The sequence below is a fragment of the Occallatibacter riparius genome, assembly GCF_025264625.1.
GTDB classification, from domain to species: Bacteria; Acidobacteriota; Terriglobia; order Terriglobales; family Acidobacteriaceae; genus Telmatobacter; species Telmatobacter riparius.
Window position 1 is genome coordinate 6,565,930 of the sequence record NZ_CP093313.1, and the last position, 14,682, is coordinate 6,580,611.

Sequence of the window (14,682 nt, forward strand, 5' to 3'; positions counted from 1 at the left end):
CGCGGAGGCGCGCTCTAGAAGATGAAGCGCGCGGCCACCTGCATGTTGCGCGGCTGCAGGTTGCGGTTGGTTGTTCCAAAGCTCGCGCTCGCATCGCCATAGTTTGCGTTCAACGCGGAGCCATCCAGATTGACCCGGTTGAACAGGTTGAACGTATCGAGCCTCAACTCGAACGCGAGTCTCTCCCAGAGGTTGGTCGTCTTTTTGATTGTGAAATCGGTCTGAGCAAACCCCGGGCCGCGGAACTGATTCATCTTCTCGTTGCCTTCTGTGCCGCCGACCTTGAAGGCGGGCTGCGCAAACTGGGAGCGGGTGATGATCCCCGAGTCGACCGCGCCGGTGTACTGGTACGATTTCCGATCGTGCTTCTGCTTGTAGCTCAGGACATCCGGCACGTTATGGTTCGAGCCGTCAGCCGCGTAGTTGCCGCTATTTGGTGCGAACGCGATATGTCCCGCAGCCTGTTCACTGTCGTAGTTCTGTGATGTCACGGTCACATTGGCAGTGTCGATGAGCTGCAGGTTGTTGTTGTTGTACACATAAAACGGATTGCCGGACTGCAGCACGGTGGTGCCGGCCAGAGTCCATCCGGAGCTGACATGGTCCACGAAGCCGCCGTGCCCCTTCGAGCCTGGAATGTCGTAGCTCCAGCCGAGGGAGAAGCGGTTCGGAACATCCCAGGGAGAGGGGCTGTACCACTGATCGATGTTGTAGGACGTGCCTCCGGTGGCCGTGTAGCCGCTGGGATAGTTGTTGGAGTTGTCCTTCGATTGCGAGTAGGTATACGACGCAGTCAGGAATCCATGCTGGGCAAATCGGCCCTTCACAGCCGCGACAAATGCACCGTAGTTCTGGCGCGCGCCATTGAATGCGTAGGTGATGGCGCCAAAGCTATGGTTCAGTCGAGTCTGGATTCCCGTTCCAGTCCACACTCCGTTGTCGTCGAATGCAGGATGTGCAATCAGGTCTCCAGGAATCAGATTCACGTCGACACCGTAGGAGGTATTGCCGGTATTACCGCCTCCCACGACCAGGTTGTAAGAGTGCGATCCGACGTACCCCACGCTAGCGGTGACGTCCCGCGTCATCTGCCGCTCCACAGACGCGGACCAGTTCAATGTGTTGGGCGAGGAGAGATTCACATCGGTTCCGCCCACGCTGATCTGTGATCCGGGTATGCCGCCGTGCGCGTCCAGCGGCTGACCCTGGAACGCTGGATACTGGAAGCCATATGGGTAATGGTTTTGCGTCCCGTAGCTGAAGACAGGCGCGGCAGTGGAGCCGTCGTTATAGAACGTGGGCACAACGAAGCCTGGCGGATTCCCTTTCAACCCGTTCTCAGCATTTCCGAGGGTGAAAAGGTCGTGGAAGACGCCGAACCCTCCGCGCACTACCCACTTGTTGTCGTTGAAGGGAGCATAGGCCAATCCCACGCGAGGGCTGAATATCCAGTTCAAGTCCTGCTTGAAGACATTCGATTGCTGCGTCATCACGCCCCCGGCGACCTGGGAGGCGAGGTCCGATCCGCCGACGCGATGGAAGTTCGCCAGCACGGTGCCTTTGAGGGCCACGTACGGATTGCCGAAGTTGTCGTAGCGGATGCCGTAGTTAACGGTCAGCTTGCGATTGGCCTTCCACGTGTCCTCGGCGAAGATACCAAAGGTCGTGGCTTTGTAGCCATAGTTGCCGGGAGCGGGCTTGCCGCTCACCGGGTCATACGAGAGTCCCGTCTCCGTGTAGGGATTGTCATTGATCAGGTCAATCATGTTCTGGAAGTAGAAGTTGGCCTGGCCGTATGCACCCGCAAACATGGCGATATCATCGCCACGCCAGATTTCGAATCCACCCTTAAAGCTGTGGGAGCCCACAATGCGGGTGAGGACGTCGCGCCAGTGATAGGAATGCTGAATGTAGTCGCCTTCAGCAAAACCATTGCCCCAGCCCGTTCCCAACTGATTGACGTTCACGATTGGCACAGTGAAGTTGCCGGTCTTGGGCGAGATGCCCTCAATGCGGTTGTAGCCGAAGATGGCCTCGTTGAGCATCGATGGAGAAAAGGTATGCGTTTCGTTGATCTGGAGTGAGAATACGTAAAACGCATTGGTGGTCTTGAAGTCGGGTCGAACCGCAGGCCCGCCGCCGGAGATGGTGTTGCGGAAGAAGTTGCCGTAGATGCGGTCTTTGTCGAAGTATTTGTCGAGGCGGATGTTGTACTGCTTGGCGTTGTAGTAGCTCGACGAGTTGAAGTGGCCATTGTCGAAGACCGGCGTGGAGCACGGGATGTTGTCGTAGGAAGCGGGCAGATTGCCGACGCCATTTGCGCAGGCCTGCTGTTGCGCAGGGGGAAGAACGTCACTCCAAAGTTGTCCCGCTGTTGAGGCCACACCGGAAGTGGTTGCACCGCTGGGCTTGTACTTGGCCATCAATTGCACTTCGGGGCTATCGGGTTGCACCGATTGAGCGAAGTTGAGGAATGCTGGATCTTCGTAGCTGACAAGGCCGCTACCGTTCGAAGCCATCGAAAGATAGGGCTCGTATCCAGCAAAGAAGAAGAACTGCTTGTGGGGAATCACCGGACCGCCGACGGTGAACGACATGTTCGAAGTGTGATACGGATTCAGCTTTTCCGGCTGCGGTACGCCAAACTCGCCGCGCGCCGTGAGTTGTTGCGAGGTGTAATAGAGACTCGCCACGCCATGGAAGTCATTGGTGCCAGATTTGCTCGTCATGAGCGTCTGAATCGAGCTTGAGCGTCCGTAGTCAACCGAATAGGTGTTGGTCTGAACAGCGACTTCCGAGATGGCATCAGCATTGGGAGTAAGGTTGATGACGCCCGGCCGGATGCTGCTGGTCACGTCCATGCCATCGACGACGTATTGATTGCCATTTGCGCCGCGTCCATTGGCGCTGGCATCGACCCAGTTCTCCGGTGCGAAGTTGGTGGAATTGTTGGTGCCGGGAGAGGCCTGCCCGCCATGCCCGGTCACGCCCGGCGCCACAATAATGACATTCGTGGGGTTGCGGCCGGCGAGCGGCAGCGACTGGAGCGCCGCAGTGTCGAGGGTCTGCTCTTCTCTGCTGTCGGAGGTGTCCAGTAGCGGAGCCTCGCCGGTGACCGTCACCGTGGAAGAGACCTTTTCAATCGACAGCTGAAGGGGCACGTCGCGCGTCTGCGCCGTGGCGAGATTGAATGACACGGTGGTCGGCGCAAATCCCTGCACGGTGGTGGAAACCGTGTAGTCTCCCGGTGCAAGACTGCTGAACCTGTACAGCCCGGCAGCATTGCTGACAGCCGTTTGCTTCACGCCTGTCTGCACGTTTGCGAGTTCGACAGTAGCGTTGGCAACTGCAGCTCCATTCTGATCCTGGACATTGCCCTGGACCTCGCCCGTGAACTGCGCCAGGCACGGCGCCGTGGCAAACAGCAGGAGCAGAAGCGCCTTGAGCATTGTGCGTGTAGCTTCCTTCATCATCGTCTCCGGTTGTTCAGCGCATCTGTCACTGAGCAGCGAGGAAAAGCTCTCAATCTTCAGTTGCGGCGCTGACTGTCTCTTTTGTGAAAACGTTACCAATTCTTCCTGGGTTGGAAGACACACCGACGCTACTCTCCCCAATGGAGAAGGCGCATAAGATATTGCAACCACCGGCGCCTAGTTCATGTGGACTAGTGCTATGACATTGCTCGGCAGGGCTGCGAACGGTAGACTCAGCTAGCCGCGCATGAAGAGCCAACCACCAGCGGAAAGCCGCAGACAGTCGGCCCGGAGATACTGCCCCGGCGCGGCTCTGCCCGGCCTGCTCGCACTGCTTGTGTGTTCCTGCAGCGCTCGCAAGAGCGAATCGATTGCGGTCATCCCCCAGACCGACGGAATGATGCTCTGGGATGCCGCGCATGCCGGCGCCGAGATTGCTGCTAGCCGTATCGGTTCTTCTATCTACTGGAACGCGCCGATGCGCGAGGATGACGTGGCGGCGCAGGTGCGCCTCGTAGAGCAGGTGGTATCCAGCAACCGCTACCAGGGCCTGGTTCTCGGCCCGACACAAGCGCTTTCACTGGTCACGCCTGTGCGGCGCGCCCTGGCGCAGGACATGCCGACGGTGATCATCGGCTCGCCGCTCTATCTGCCGGCCGGAGGCAAGCTTTCCTACATCCTTAACGACGATGAGGAGGGAGGGCGGCTTGCCGCCCAGCGCGTGGGCGCGATGTTGAATGGTAGTGGGACGGTCGCTCTTCTCGGTATCAATCCTGATGTGCGGGGAATCATCACTCGCGCGCGTTCGTTCGAGAAGACGCTCACCGCGGAATATCCCGGCATCCGCATCGTAGAGAAACGCGCAGGCACGTATAACGTGATACACGAGCGTCAGGTTGCCGAAGAACTGCTTTCTTCGGACGCCAATATCGATGTGTGTGTGACACTCTTGTGGTCCACACTGGATGGCCTTTTTTCAGCGATGGACTCCCTTCATACACACCGGGCGATGCGCATTATTGCGTTCGATCTGGCGGGAGATCCTCCCTTCCAACAGCGCCAAAACCTCGATTGCGTGATTCAGGCCAATACGAAACTGATGGGCCAACGAGCGATCGAGGAGGTCCACGCCGTTCGCAGCGGCCTGGCCGTTTCGCCGGTGCTCACACTGAAGCCGGTGATGATTACCCGCGACAATCTTCACTCTCCCGAAGTGCGCGAGGTCCTGTCGTACGACTGGAGCCTCGGCCGCTGGCGCTGGAGTTCCACGCCATGAAGATGCGTGCTTTTGTCCGGCGACGCATCTGGATTGCCGTTTGCCTTTGCATCGGCGCAGGTACCGCCGTTCTGTGGTCGCCGCTGATTCCGAGACCTCTGCGCGTCCACGCTTACCTGGGGCAATCTGCGAAAGGTGACACCGGCGAGTGGACTGCGCTGGGGGGCACATGGGAGATTGCGGACGGTGCCATGCGCAACGACTCCGACGAGCGCGGTGCGAAGCTTCTTGCCGGCTCGACGCACTGGCGGAATTACTCCGTCGAGGCTGACATCACTCTTCTCGGGCAGGGCGATGCGGGCCTTCTGATCCGCTCCAGCAAAGAGGAAGCTGGAGTAGACGCCTATAGCGGCTACTACACGGGGATTCGCACCCTTGATAACTCGCTTGTGCTTGGCAGAGCCGAACACGGCTGGAAAGAGATCACGAAGAAGGTGTTCGCCCCGGAGGGTATTCAGGCTTTCCAGCGCTATCACCTCAAGGTTCTCGCGTACGGATGTGAAATCGTCTCCGCGGTCAGCAGCCGCAGTCACCCGATTCCAGAATCGATCCACATCACCGATCCCTCGTGCGTATCGAGCGGCAGGATCGGCCTCCGCTCCTACCGTTCGGGAGGCATCTGGAGCAATGTCGTTGTGCGGCCTGCCCAGCGTGAAGATCTCGCTGCCATGCTGCGTAATGAAACCGATCGCGGAACGCGCATACCGGGCAATCCTCCGGCTGCCAACTCGGCTTTCATCCGAACACAGTCTCTCCTTGCCCTCCCGCCCTCTCCCAAGGTGCAGGTGCAAAGCATCGAGAGCCTGCGCCTGGAATACCTGGCCCACGATGCTGCGGCGACCATACGCGGCGTCGTCAACCTCACCTCTCCAATGCTCTTCGTTGAAGACTCCACCGGAGGTGTTTACGTACGGCCGAACGGCTCTCTCAACCTGAAGGTTGGCGATGAAGTCGAGGTATCGGGGATGGTGCATAGCCTCGATTTTGGATCGGTTATCAACGACGCTTCAGTGCGCGTGCTCTGGGAGAGCATCCCAATGGCGCCCATGGCGGTGAGCGCGACCCAGGCCTCGACGGGTAAGTTCGAAGCGACCTTCATTGAGGTCCAGGGGCGGCTTTCCGGAAAAGGACGCGGGCCCGGCAACACGCTGATTCTTCACCTGGAAGATGGAGGACAGTCGTTCCGCGCGCTCATGAATCCGGGCCGAGGCGCCTATGTCTTCGATCGTCTGAAGGTCAACAGCATGCTCAATCTGCGCGGCGTCTGCGTGGTCGATCCTCTATTCACCGGTAACGTCACGCCATTCGTCCTGCTGCTGCGCTCCAGTGACGACGTTACTGTTCTGTCGGGGCCGCCTTGGTGGAGCACGGGCCACGTGATTACTCTATTATCGGCTCTGTTGCTGACGATCCTCGCGGGTGCCTTCATATATCATCGGGTGCAAAACTGGCGGCTGCGCGCCATCCTGGGCGAACGCGAACGGCTGGCCCATGAGATGCACGACACTCTCGCGCAGAGCTTCGCTGGAATCGGCTTCCAGTTGCAGGCCATCCAGAACGGATTGCCGGCTCAGGAATCAACGCTGCACAAACAGCTTGAGTTCGCCAGCAATCTCGTCCACCACAGCCACGAAGAGGCACGCCGCAGCATCGCGATGTTGCGCACAGAGGCACTGGAGTCAGAGGATTTGCTCTCTGCCCTCGATCGCAACGCGCGGTCATTAGTCGAGGGAGGTTCGATACGGGTCGTTTCGGAATCTTCAGGCGAGCCGCGAGCAATCCCCCTGCGTATTGCCGATGCTTTTTTCCGCGTGGGAATGGAATCAATCGCCAACTCCATCCGCCACGCCAGTCCAAGTGAATTACGCATCCGGATCCTCTACGGCGAGAACACGGCGTGTCTGCGCATTGAAGATGATGGCTGTGGGTTCGTGCCGGGCGATGGCCTGAAAGGTTTTGGCATTCGAGGGATGCGCCTTCGTGCACAGGGGGTGTCGGCGAACTTCCGGCTTCACAGCACACCGGGAGAGGGCACACGCGTCGAAGTCGAGGCGCCTCTTCCTCCGCGTCTCACCTTCTCCACAATGCCCAAACTGTTATGGAAGTTTTTAATGGAGTTCTGGAATGGCGTCCAATCTTCGAAACTCTCCAATTCGCATTCTTATCGTGGATGATCACCCCGTCGTGCTTGCCGGACTTACCAGCATGCTCAGCTCCCAACCGGATTTCGAGGTGGTGGGTTCCGCATCCAGCGGCGAGGAAGCTTTGCAAATGCTTCGTTTGCAAACCGCTGACATATTGCTGCTCGATCTGCGCATGCCCGGAATGAACGGAATTGAGACGCTGGTTGCGCTCCGGGCCAATCACATTGCTGTACGCAGCATTATTCTCACCAGCTTTGAAACAGACGAAGATATCTATCGTTCCGTGCAGGCGGGCGCACAGGGCTACCTTCTGAAAGGGGCCCCTCAAGCGCACATGATCGAGGCGATCCATGCGGTCTGTAACGGCAAGCGCTACTTCCCCAGCAATATTGCGGCCCGTCTTGCCGAACGGCTCATGCGATCTGAGCTCACAGCCCGGGAACACGAGGTGCTCCAGATGCTGGCGCGCGGTCTCACGAACAAGGAGATCGGCAGCGTGCTGCAGATTAGCGGCAACACCGTCCGAAACCATGTAAATAGCATTATCGAAAAGCTCGATGTGTCCGACAGAACCGAGGCCGCCATGACCGCCGTGCAGCGCGGCCTCATCGAGATTTCTCATTGAGCAGATAACCATGTAGCCGCGGGCGATACGGTTCTCATGGACTGACGTACCAACCGTCCTGATTCCGCCTAGAACATCTGTACCATGCGAAAGAAAGGTGCGACTGCATAGAATTTTGTGCAGGCACATCCCAGGAGCTCGTCTTGCTTTCTATGTCCGATTTCAGGTTTTCGCGCCGCGGTTTTCTGCATCGCTTCAGCATCCTTGGGCTCTCTGGCTCGTTCGCTCTCAAGCACGCCTTGGCGTTGTCGACTGATGATGAGAGCGCAACAAAGGCAGCCAACAAGGTTGTGAAGAATCGAGCCCCTCTGGCGCCGAATGCATTCTACTTCCTGCCTCTCGGGTCCGTCCGCCCGTCGGGCTGGTTGAAAAACCAGTTGGAGATCCAAGCAAGCGGCCTGGGTGGCCACCTCGACGAAACGTGGGCGGATGTGGGTCCGAACAGCGGCTGGCTCGGTGGCAAAGGCGAGTCATGGGAGCGCGGTCCCTACTTCCTGGACGGCCTTGTGCCTCTGGCGTGGACACTCAACGATCAGCGCCTTCAGGCGAAGGCTCACCGATTCATCGACTGGACTCTCAAGAACCAGGCGGCCAATGGAATGATCGGCCCCGCCTCAAACAACGACTGGTGGCCGCGCTACGTGATGCTCAAGGCGCTCACGCAGTATCAGGAATACACGTCCGATCCGCGCGTCATACCGCTCATGGACCGCTACTTCCGCTATCAGCTTGGTGAGCTGCCCAAGCGCCCACTGCGCGACTGGGGCAAATTCCGCTGGCAGGATGAGTTGCTCAGTGTTCTCTGGCTCTACAACCGAACTGGATCCGCCTACCTGCTAGACCTGGCACGCATGCTTCGCTCGCAGGGGTACGACTGGGTTGCCGAATTTGCCGACTTCAAGTACACGCAGAGAATTACACGCGACTTCATCAAGCTGGATGAGGACCACGGTCTGCGCGACATCTCCCTCGCCACACACGGAGTGAATAATGGCCAGGCGATAAAGACCGGCCCCGTGTGGTCAGTGGTTTCAGGCGATCGCAACGACGCGGCAGCGGCATCTCGTATGATTTCCGAGTTGGACAAGTATCACGGCTTACCGAACGGCATGTTCTCCTGCGACGAGCATCTGGCCGGGCTCGACCCCTCTCAAGGATCAGAGCTCTGCACGGTGGTCGAGTACATGTTCTCACTCGAAAACTCGCTCGCCATCACCGGGGAAGCTGCACTCGGCGACAGGCTCGAAAAGCTTGCCTTCAATGCCCTGCCTGGCACCTTCACAGACGATATGTGGGCTCACCAGTACAACCAGCAGCCGAACCAGGTGGAGTGCAGTCTCCACCACAAGCCTTGGACCACTGACGGCCCGGAATCAAACCTGTTCGGCCTCGAGCCGAACTTCGGCTGCTGCACTGCCAACTTCCATCAGGGCTGGCCCAAGCTGGTCAACAGTCTTTTCATGCTCTCGTCCTCAGGGGTCTCCGACGCTGGCGATGGCATCGTCGCCGCGGTGTATGCGCCTTGCGAAGTGCGGACCGTGCTGCGTCAAACGCCGCTCCACATCGTGGAGGAAACCGGCTACCCATTCAATGGAAAGATTCGGATCACCGTGAATCCCGCCTCACCGCTGGCATTTCCTCTACATCTGCGCATCCCGGCCTGGGCCACTGGAGCTACGGTGCAAGTCAACGGACAATCTCAACCCCAGCCCACACCCGGAGCCTTCGCGCGCATTGAGCGGACCTGGCGGCCTGGCGATCGGGTGGAGATTGCCTTCCCCATGAAGCCGCGCGTTTCCCGCTGGTTCAACGACTCAGTGGCCGTCGAGCGGGGGCCTTTGCTCTTCTCATATGGGATTGGAGAGACCTGGGTGAAGCTGGCCGACCGCGGCATGACGGCTGACTGGCAGGTGTTTCCTTCCACCCAGTGGAACTATGCGCTCAGAGTCGACACCGATGATCCGTCGTCCTCGATCGAAGTACACGAAACCGCCGTGGAGGACAACGTATTTAGCGAGAAGCATGCTCCAGTCCGTCTCCGCGTAAATGCGCGAAAGGTCCCATCTTGGCGGGCCGAGGACGGGGTTGCAGATGCTGTGCCCAAGAGCCCAGTGTCCAGCACCGAGCCTGACGAGAAAATCGATATGCTTCCCTACGCTGCTGCGAAGCTGCGAATCTCTGCTTTCCCACTCGTGAAGAGTGAGTGAGTTGCACCTCTTGCCCGCTGCCCGAACCATGCTATGCAGCGGAGAACTCTCCTCGCGGTGGGCGAGGAGGGCTCTCCGCTGCATCGTGGCAGCGTCCCCTCAGTCCTCACCGGCCGAGCGGTGCGAGGTAGTTGCCGTGCTCCCTTGCGATTTGATCGCATGGTTCATGATTGGGTCAGTGTCGGCGCGTAGCTGTCGATTTCGGCTCAACAAGCCCGCTTGACAAGTGCAGTGAATACCGGCACCGTCCGCGTATGTGAACGAGAAGCTCTGCGTCATCCAAAATCATTCTTATTGATTTAAGACACTCTAGACGGACAATCTCCTGGCTAGGTCGGCTGCGACCACTATCGGTGGAGCAGTTGATGTATATCTGTTAAATTATGGAGCCTGAACATGGTAGGCGAGGCAGGGCTCGAACCTGCAACCCCCGGCTTAGAAGGCCGGTGCTCTATCCAGTTGAGCTACTCGCCCGTATCTCCATTGTAGCCGCTGGCCGTAACGTTAGGCGCGCAATGCCAGCCCCCTCAGACGTTCGTGCTGGGATGTCAGCGGGCTGCAGGGGCATTCGCCTGGTACAAGACAAGCTGAAAAATGCTAGAAAATTAATCTATGTTCAACCAGAAGCAGATGCTCACGCCTCGAGAAGCCGCACGCCTCCTCGGAATCAGCTACCCCACGATCAAGAACTGGATATTGTCGGGCAAGCTCAAGACCACCACTACCGCCGGTGGCCATCATCGAGTTTCATTCGCGAGCCTTAAGCCGTTTGTTGAAAAGGATGCTCTGAAACCCGAAGCTCGATCTCGCGAGAGGTACCGCAGAGTCAGTGGTAGAAACCAGCTAGCTGGGAGAGTCGTGAGCATTCGAATTGTTGGCTTGTTAGCTGAGGTCATTCTCGCTGTCGGCGATGCCACCGTCACCTCAATCATCACGGCGGGAGCAGTACGTGAGATGGGACTGAAGAAGGGCGACCATGCCGCAGCGCTTATCAAATCTACTGATGTGATGATCGAGCGCCTTGATCAGGCGGCGCTATAGCAGCGCTCAAAGGCGCGGCCCTGTTTCTTGACTATACGATTTAATGTGTATAAATTCGCCATATCGGCGAACTCCTTCCTACGCAGTTGCCAATCGACTAGCATGAGCCGCCTGCCGGAGACCCGCCAATTCTCAATAGCCCGGAGGCCGAATGCTCGGAGCTTCTCTTCGCTCACGTGAGGTGGCTTTCGTTGTGATGCTCTGTTCCACCTTCCTGGCCTCAGGCTCCGCCCTTGCGCAAATCTCGGCAAATTTGTCCGGTCGGATCGCCGATCCCACTGGAGCAGCGATCGCAGGGGCTACCATCACCGCCAACAACGTCGACACAGGAATTTTTCGGAGTGTACTCACCGACTCCTCCGGCCACTACCAGATTCTTGAGCTTCCTGTAGGACGCTACGAGCTGCGCGCCAGTAAAGCAGGATTCGCCGAAGAAATACGGACTGGAATTTCTCTGGCCATCGGTCAAGTTGCGACCGTAAACCTGACCCTACAGATCGCGACGGTCAAGCAGCAGATCATAGTCACTGGGAACGTCCCCGTTGTCAACGCTGCGACACAGGAAATCTCCGGATTAGTGGGGGAAGAGCAGGTGAGAGACCTGCCCCTGAATGGACGCAGCTTCGACCTTCTGCTCACGCTCAACCCCGGCATCGTCAACGTCACATCGCAGAAAACCGGCGGCATCGGTGTATCCAATTCCACCACGGGGAACAACTTCTCTGTTTCCGGAAACCGACCCCAGCAGAATCTGTTCCTTCTCAATGGCATCGAGTTCACCGGAGCGGCAGAAAACAACATGCAGCCCGGAGGTCCGAGCCAACAGTTGATCGGCGTGGAAGCTGTACGAGAGTTCAATGTGCTCCGCGACTCCTACGGCGCTGCATATGGCAAGCGGCCCGGCGCGCAGGTCATCATTGTCACGCAATCAGGCACCAACCAGCTGCACGGCTCCTTATACGAGTTTCTGCGCAACAATGCGTTCGATGCTCCTAACTATTTTGACCAGGGTTCGGCACCACCGTTCCAACGCAATCAATTCGGAGCCGCGCTCGGCGGACCTCTGAAAAAGAACAAGGCCTTCCTCTTTGGAAACTACGAGGGATTTCGTCAGAGTCTCCATCAAACTTCAGTCGCATTTGTACCCGACCTTGGATCACGTGCCGCGGCCGTGCCGAGTGTGCAACCGCTCCTGAACCTATGGGTCGCACCTCTGGCGGATGCGCCGAACTTCAACGGAATTGCGCAGGTCTTCGGCAGCCCTCTTCAAACCATTCGCGAGGACTTCGGAAGCGCGCGCTTCGATCTTTCCTTTTCTCCTAAAGATGAGCTCTCCTCGGCCTACACCGTTGATGACGGCGGCGATGTCACGGCCACAATCGCCAATCCGTACAGTACTGACATACTTACTCTCCGTGAGCAAGTGCTCAGCCTTGACGAGACGCACGTCTTTTCACCCAACGTGAACAACGTCGCACGCGTAGGCTACTCCCGCGCGGCTTACTTCTTCACCGGCGAGCCCACTCCGGGCACTCCCGCCGCTGACGTTCCCGGCTTCATCAGTGGACGACAGGTCGGAGCCGTCGTTGTGGGCGGCAGCGCGGCATCCAATCCGCAGGCACAGATCGGGTTGGCCGGAAGCAACAACGGCAGCAATCTCCCCATTGTGCGCAACCTCTACACCTATGAGGATCTGGCGACCGTATCGCACGGCGCGCACCAATGGATTTTCGGCGCGTGGTTTCAGAGCTTCCAATCCAACGAGACCATCAACCTCAGCCAATATGGACAGGCCACTTTTGCCAGCCTGAAAACCTTCCTCGCTGGAACCACGAGCAGCTTCCTCTACAGTCCTTCGCCAACTGAGATGAACTGGCGCTCCCTGTTCGGCGCAATACACGTGGAAGACGTGATTCGCCTCAACCCGCATCTGACGGTCAGCCTCGGCTTCCGCGGTGAGTTCTCAACGGGTTGGAATGAAGCGCATGGCCGCGCCGCCAACTACACGTTTACCGATGGAGTCATCTCCAGCCAGCCGCACATCGGCCACAACGCTTTTACAGAAAATAACGCGAAGTTCCTTCCGCAGCCGCGCATCGGACTTGCGTGGAATCCTCGTCACGAGAAGACCGTCATTCGCGCGGCCTTTGGCATTTACAACGAGCTGCTCGACGATCTCGGCTATCGCATGGATCAGAACGGGCCCTTCAATCCGACTTACAGCATCGCCGCGTTGCCCGTGTCCAGCCTGCCCATCAATCCAGCCGCTCCACCGCCCGCAAAGGCGCTGCTCGTACCAGGCGGCGTTCAGAACGATGCGCAAATGCCGATGCTGGTCTCCTATTCACTGCGCATAGAGCAAGAACTCACTCCCAACACCTCGTTCACGCTGGGCTATGTCGGCTCGCACGGCTACCATCAACTCATCGGAGTTGATCGCAATACGCCTATTCCGACGATATGTCCTGCGTCTCCGTGTCCTGCTGTCTATCCAGCGAACTTCCCTGCCCCGCTGGCGGGCTCTCCGGTTCCAGCCGGCACCTTCTACATCCCTGTAGGAACTCCAAAGGCGAACCCCACTCTCGCCAATACGTGGACATGGTTCTCCGAGGGGAACAGCAATTACAACGCGCTCCAGGCGGATGTAAATCACCGCTTCAGTGACAACCTGGCACTCCGCGGCGTCTACACATGGTCGAAGGCGCTCGACAACGGCGACTCGCTCAATGCAACTACCGCCGGCAATGCGCCCGGCCTTGTCTCCAATCCTTACGATCTGCACGCAGATTGGGGACCAGCCACCTACGACGTCCGGCACATCGGCGTTTTGAGCGCAGTCTATATGCTTCCGTTCGGCCGCGGGAAAATGTTTGCCAATCAGCTTCACGGTTTCGCAAATTGGGCGGCTGGCGGATGGTCTGTAAACAGCATTGCGACCGTCCAATCAGGCTTTCCACTCACACCGCAACTCAGCTATAACCCATCGAACAATGGCGATACGCGCAATCCGGTAAGGCCATTCGTCAATCCCGATTTTCACGGGCACATCATCCTCGGCAAGCCCGAACAGTGGTTCGATCCGAACGCCTTCCTCGCCCCCCCCCCTAACAGCGGCTTTTTCGGCAATCTCGGCAGGGACACGCTGACGGGACCCGGCCTCGGCACCTGGGACTTCTCAACGCTGAAAAACAGCCATATACGCGAGCGCCTCGCGATCCAATTCCGAGCCGAGATCTTCAATCTCCTCAACCGCGCCAACTTCAACACGCCGAACCTGATCGTCTTCACGCCAACAGGCGTCTCCGGCACAGCCGGAGCAATCACCAGCACCTCGACCAGTTCCCGGCAGGTCCAGTTCGCCCTCAAGCTTCTCTGGTAATCTGACTGGCCGTTTGCGGCTCCAGGGAGGTCTCCGGAAGCCGGTCGCAACTTCGCCCACGGTTTCGTACGCGCTGATGCTCCAAAGAGCGGGCGGGAGCCCTTCCGAGAGAGCCTGCAGAAACTGCGATGTTTGGAAATCTAAAGAGATGGATGGTCGGGATAGGTATGGTCGGGGCGGAGGGATTCGAACCCCCGACCCTCTGCTCCCAAAGCAGATGCGCTACCAGACTGCGCTACGCCCCGACTATCTTCCGATTGTATCGCGAAAGCTCTCGCCATTTGCCCCGCGCAAGCACGTAAACTGAGCAATCCGCGGGCTTTCCCGACATGCTCGATCGATGCTACAATCGAAGGATTACGGCGGCTATAGTTCAGAGGCAGAACGCCTGACTGTGGCTCAGGATGTCGTGGGTTCGATCCCCACTAGCCGCCCCAATTAATAATTAGTAATTTACTTCGGTCACTCCCTCCCAGTGAGCAATATCGGACAATGAATGACTGATCCTGATGCTCAGGACGCAGCCTCACGCGATCG

7 protein-coding genes and 3 tRNA genes are annotated in these 14,682 nt (G+C 58.3%); 7 read left to right on the forward strand and 3 right to left on the reverse strand.

The annotated features are described in order from the left end of the window. Positions 1-14: 14 nt before the first annotated feature. Positions 15-3,473 (reverse strand): TonB-dependent receptor, encoded by a 3,459-nt coding sequence (locus MOP44_RS26825; RefSeq protein WP_260793647.1) that lies wholly within the window; start codon positions 3,471-3,473, stop codon positions 15-17. Between the two features lie 247 nt (positions 3,474-3,720). Between MOP44_RS26825 and MOP44_RS26830 the strand changes: the two genes are divergently transcribed. The 4 genes from MOP44_RS26830 (at position 3,721) to MOP44_RS26845 (ending at position 9,725) form a co-directional block, all read left to right on the forward strand. Continuing rightward, entirely contained in the window at positions 3,721-4,749 is a 1,029-nt protein-coding gene (locus MOP44_RS26830) for a substrate-binding domain-containing protein (protein ID WP_260793648.1), read from the forward strand. After that, entirely contained in the window at positions 4,746-6,923 is a 2,178-nt protein-coding gene (locus MOP44_RS26835) for a histidine kinase (protein WP_260793649.1), read from the forward strand. Before MOP44_RS26830 ends, MOP44_RS26835 begins: the two co-directional genes overlap by 4 nt. Continuing rightward, a complete protein-coding gene (locus tag MOP44_RS26840; RefSeq protein ID WP_260793650.1) occupies positions 6,916-7,518 on the forward strand; it encodes a response regulator in 603 nt (200 codons plus the stop codon). Before MOP44_RS26835 ends, MOP44_RS26840 begins: the two co-directional genes overlap by 8 nt. Positions 7,519-7,670: 152 nt before the next feature. Further along, on the forward strand, positions 7,671-9,725 hold the full coding sequence (locus MOP44_RS26845; RefSeq protein WP_260793651.1) for a glycoside hydrolase family 127 protein: 2,055 nt from the start codon (positions 7,671-7,673) through the stop codon (positions 9,723-9,725). Positions 9,726-10,122: 397 nt separating this feature from the next. On the opposite strand, the gene MOP44_RS26850 is transcribed toward MOP44_RS26845, so the two are convergent. Continuing rightward, positions 10,123-10,199 (reverse strand) — tRNA-Arg (locus MOP44_RS26850). A 138-nt stretch (positions 10,200-10,337) separates the two neighbouring features. Here MOP44_RS26850 and MOP44_RS26855 point away from each other — a divergent pair. Both MOP44_RS26855 and MOP44_RS26860 read left to right on the forward strand, forming a co-directional pair. Next, complete coding sequence (locus tag MOP44_RS26855; protein ID WP_260793652.1) at positions 10,338-10,766, forward strand: helix-turn-helix transcriptional regulator; 429 nt, start codon at positions 10,338-10,340, stop codon at positions 10,764-10,766. Positions 10,767-10,917: 151 nt separating this feature from the next. After that, positions 10,918-14,145 carry a TonB-dependent receptor gene (locus tag MOP44_RS26860; protein WP_260793653.1) on the forward strand — a complete coding sequence of 1,076 codons (3,228 nt, stop codon included), beginning with the start codon at positions 10,918-10,920 and terminating at the stop codon, positions 14,143-14,145. Positions 14,146-14,313: 168 nt separating this feature from the next. Here MOP44_RS26860 and MOP44_RS26865 read toward each other — a convergent pair. Continuing rightward, positions 14,314-14,390: transfer RNA gene (locus tag MOP44_RS26865), tRNA-Pro, on the reverse strand. Between the two features lie 117 nt (positions 14,391-14,507). Between MOP44_RS26865 and MOP44_RS26870 the strand changes: the two genes are divergently transcribed. Beyond that, positions 14,508-14,582: transfer RNA gene (locus tag MOP44_RS26870), tRNA-His, on the forward strand. Positions 14,583-14,682 lie beyond the last annotated feature (100 nt).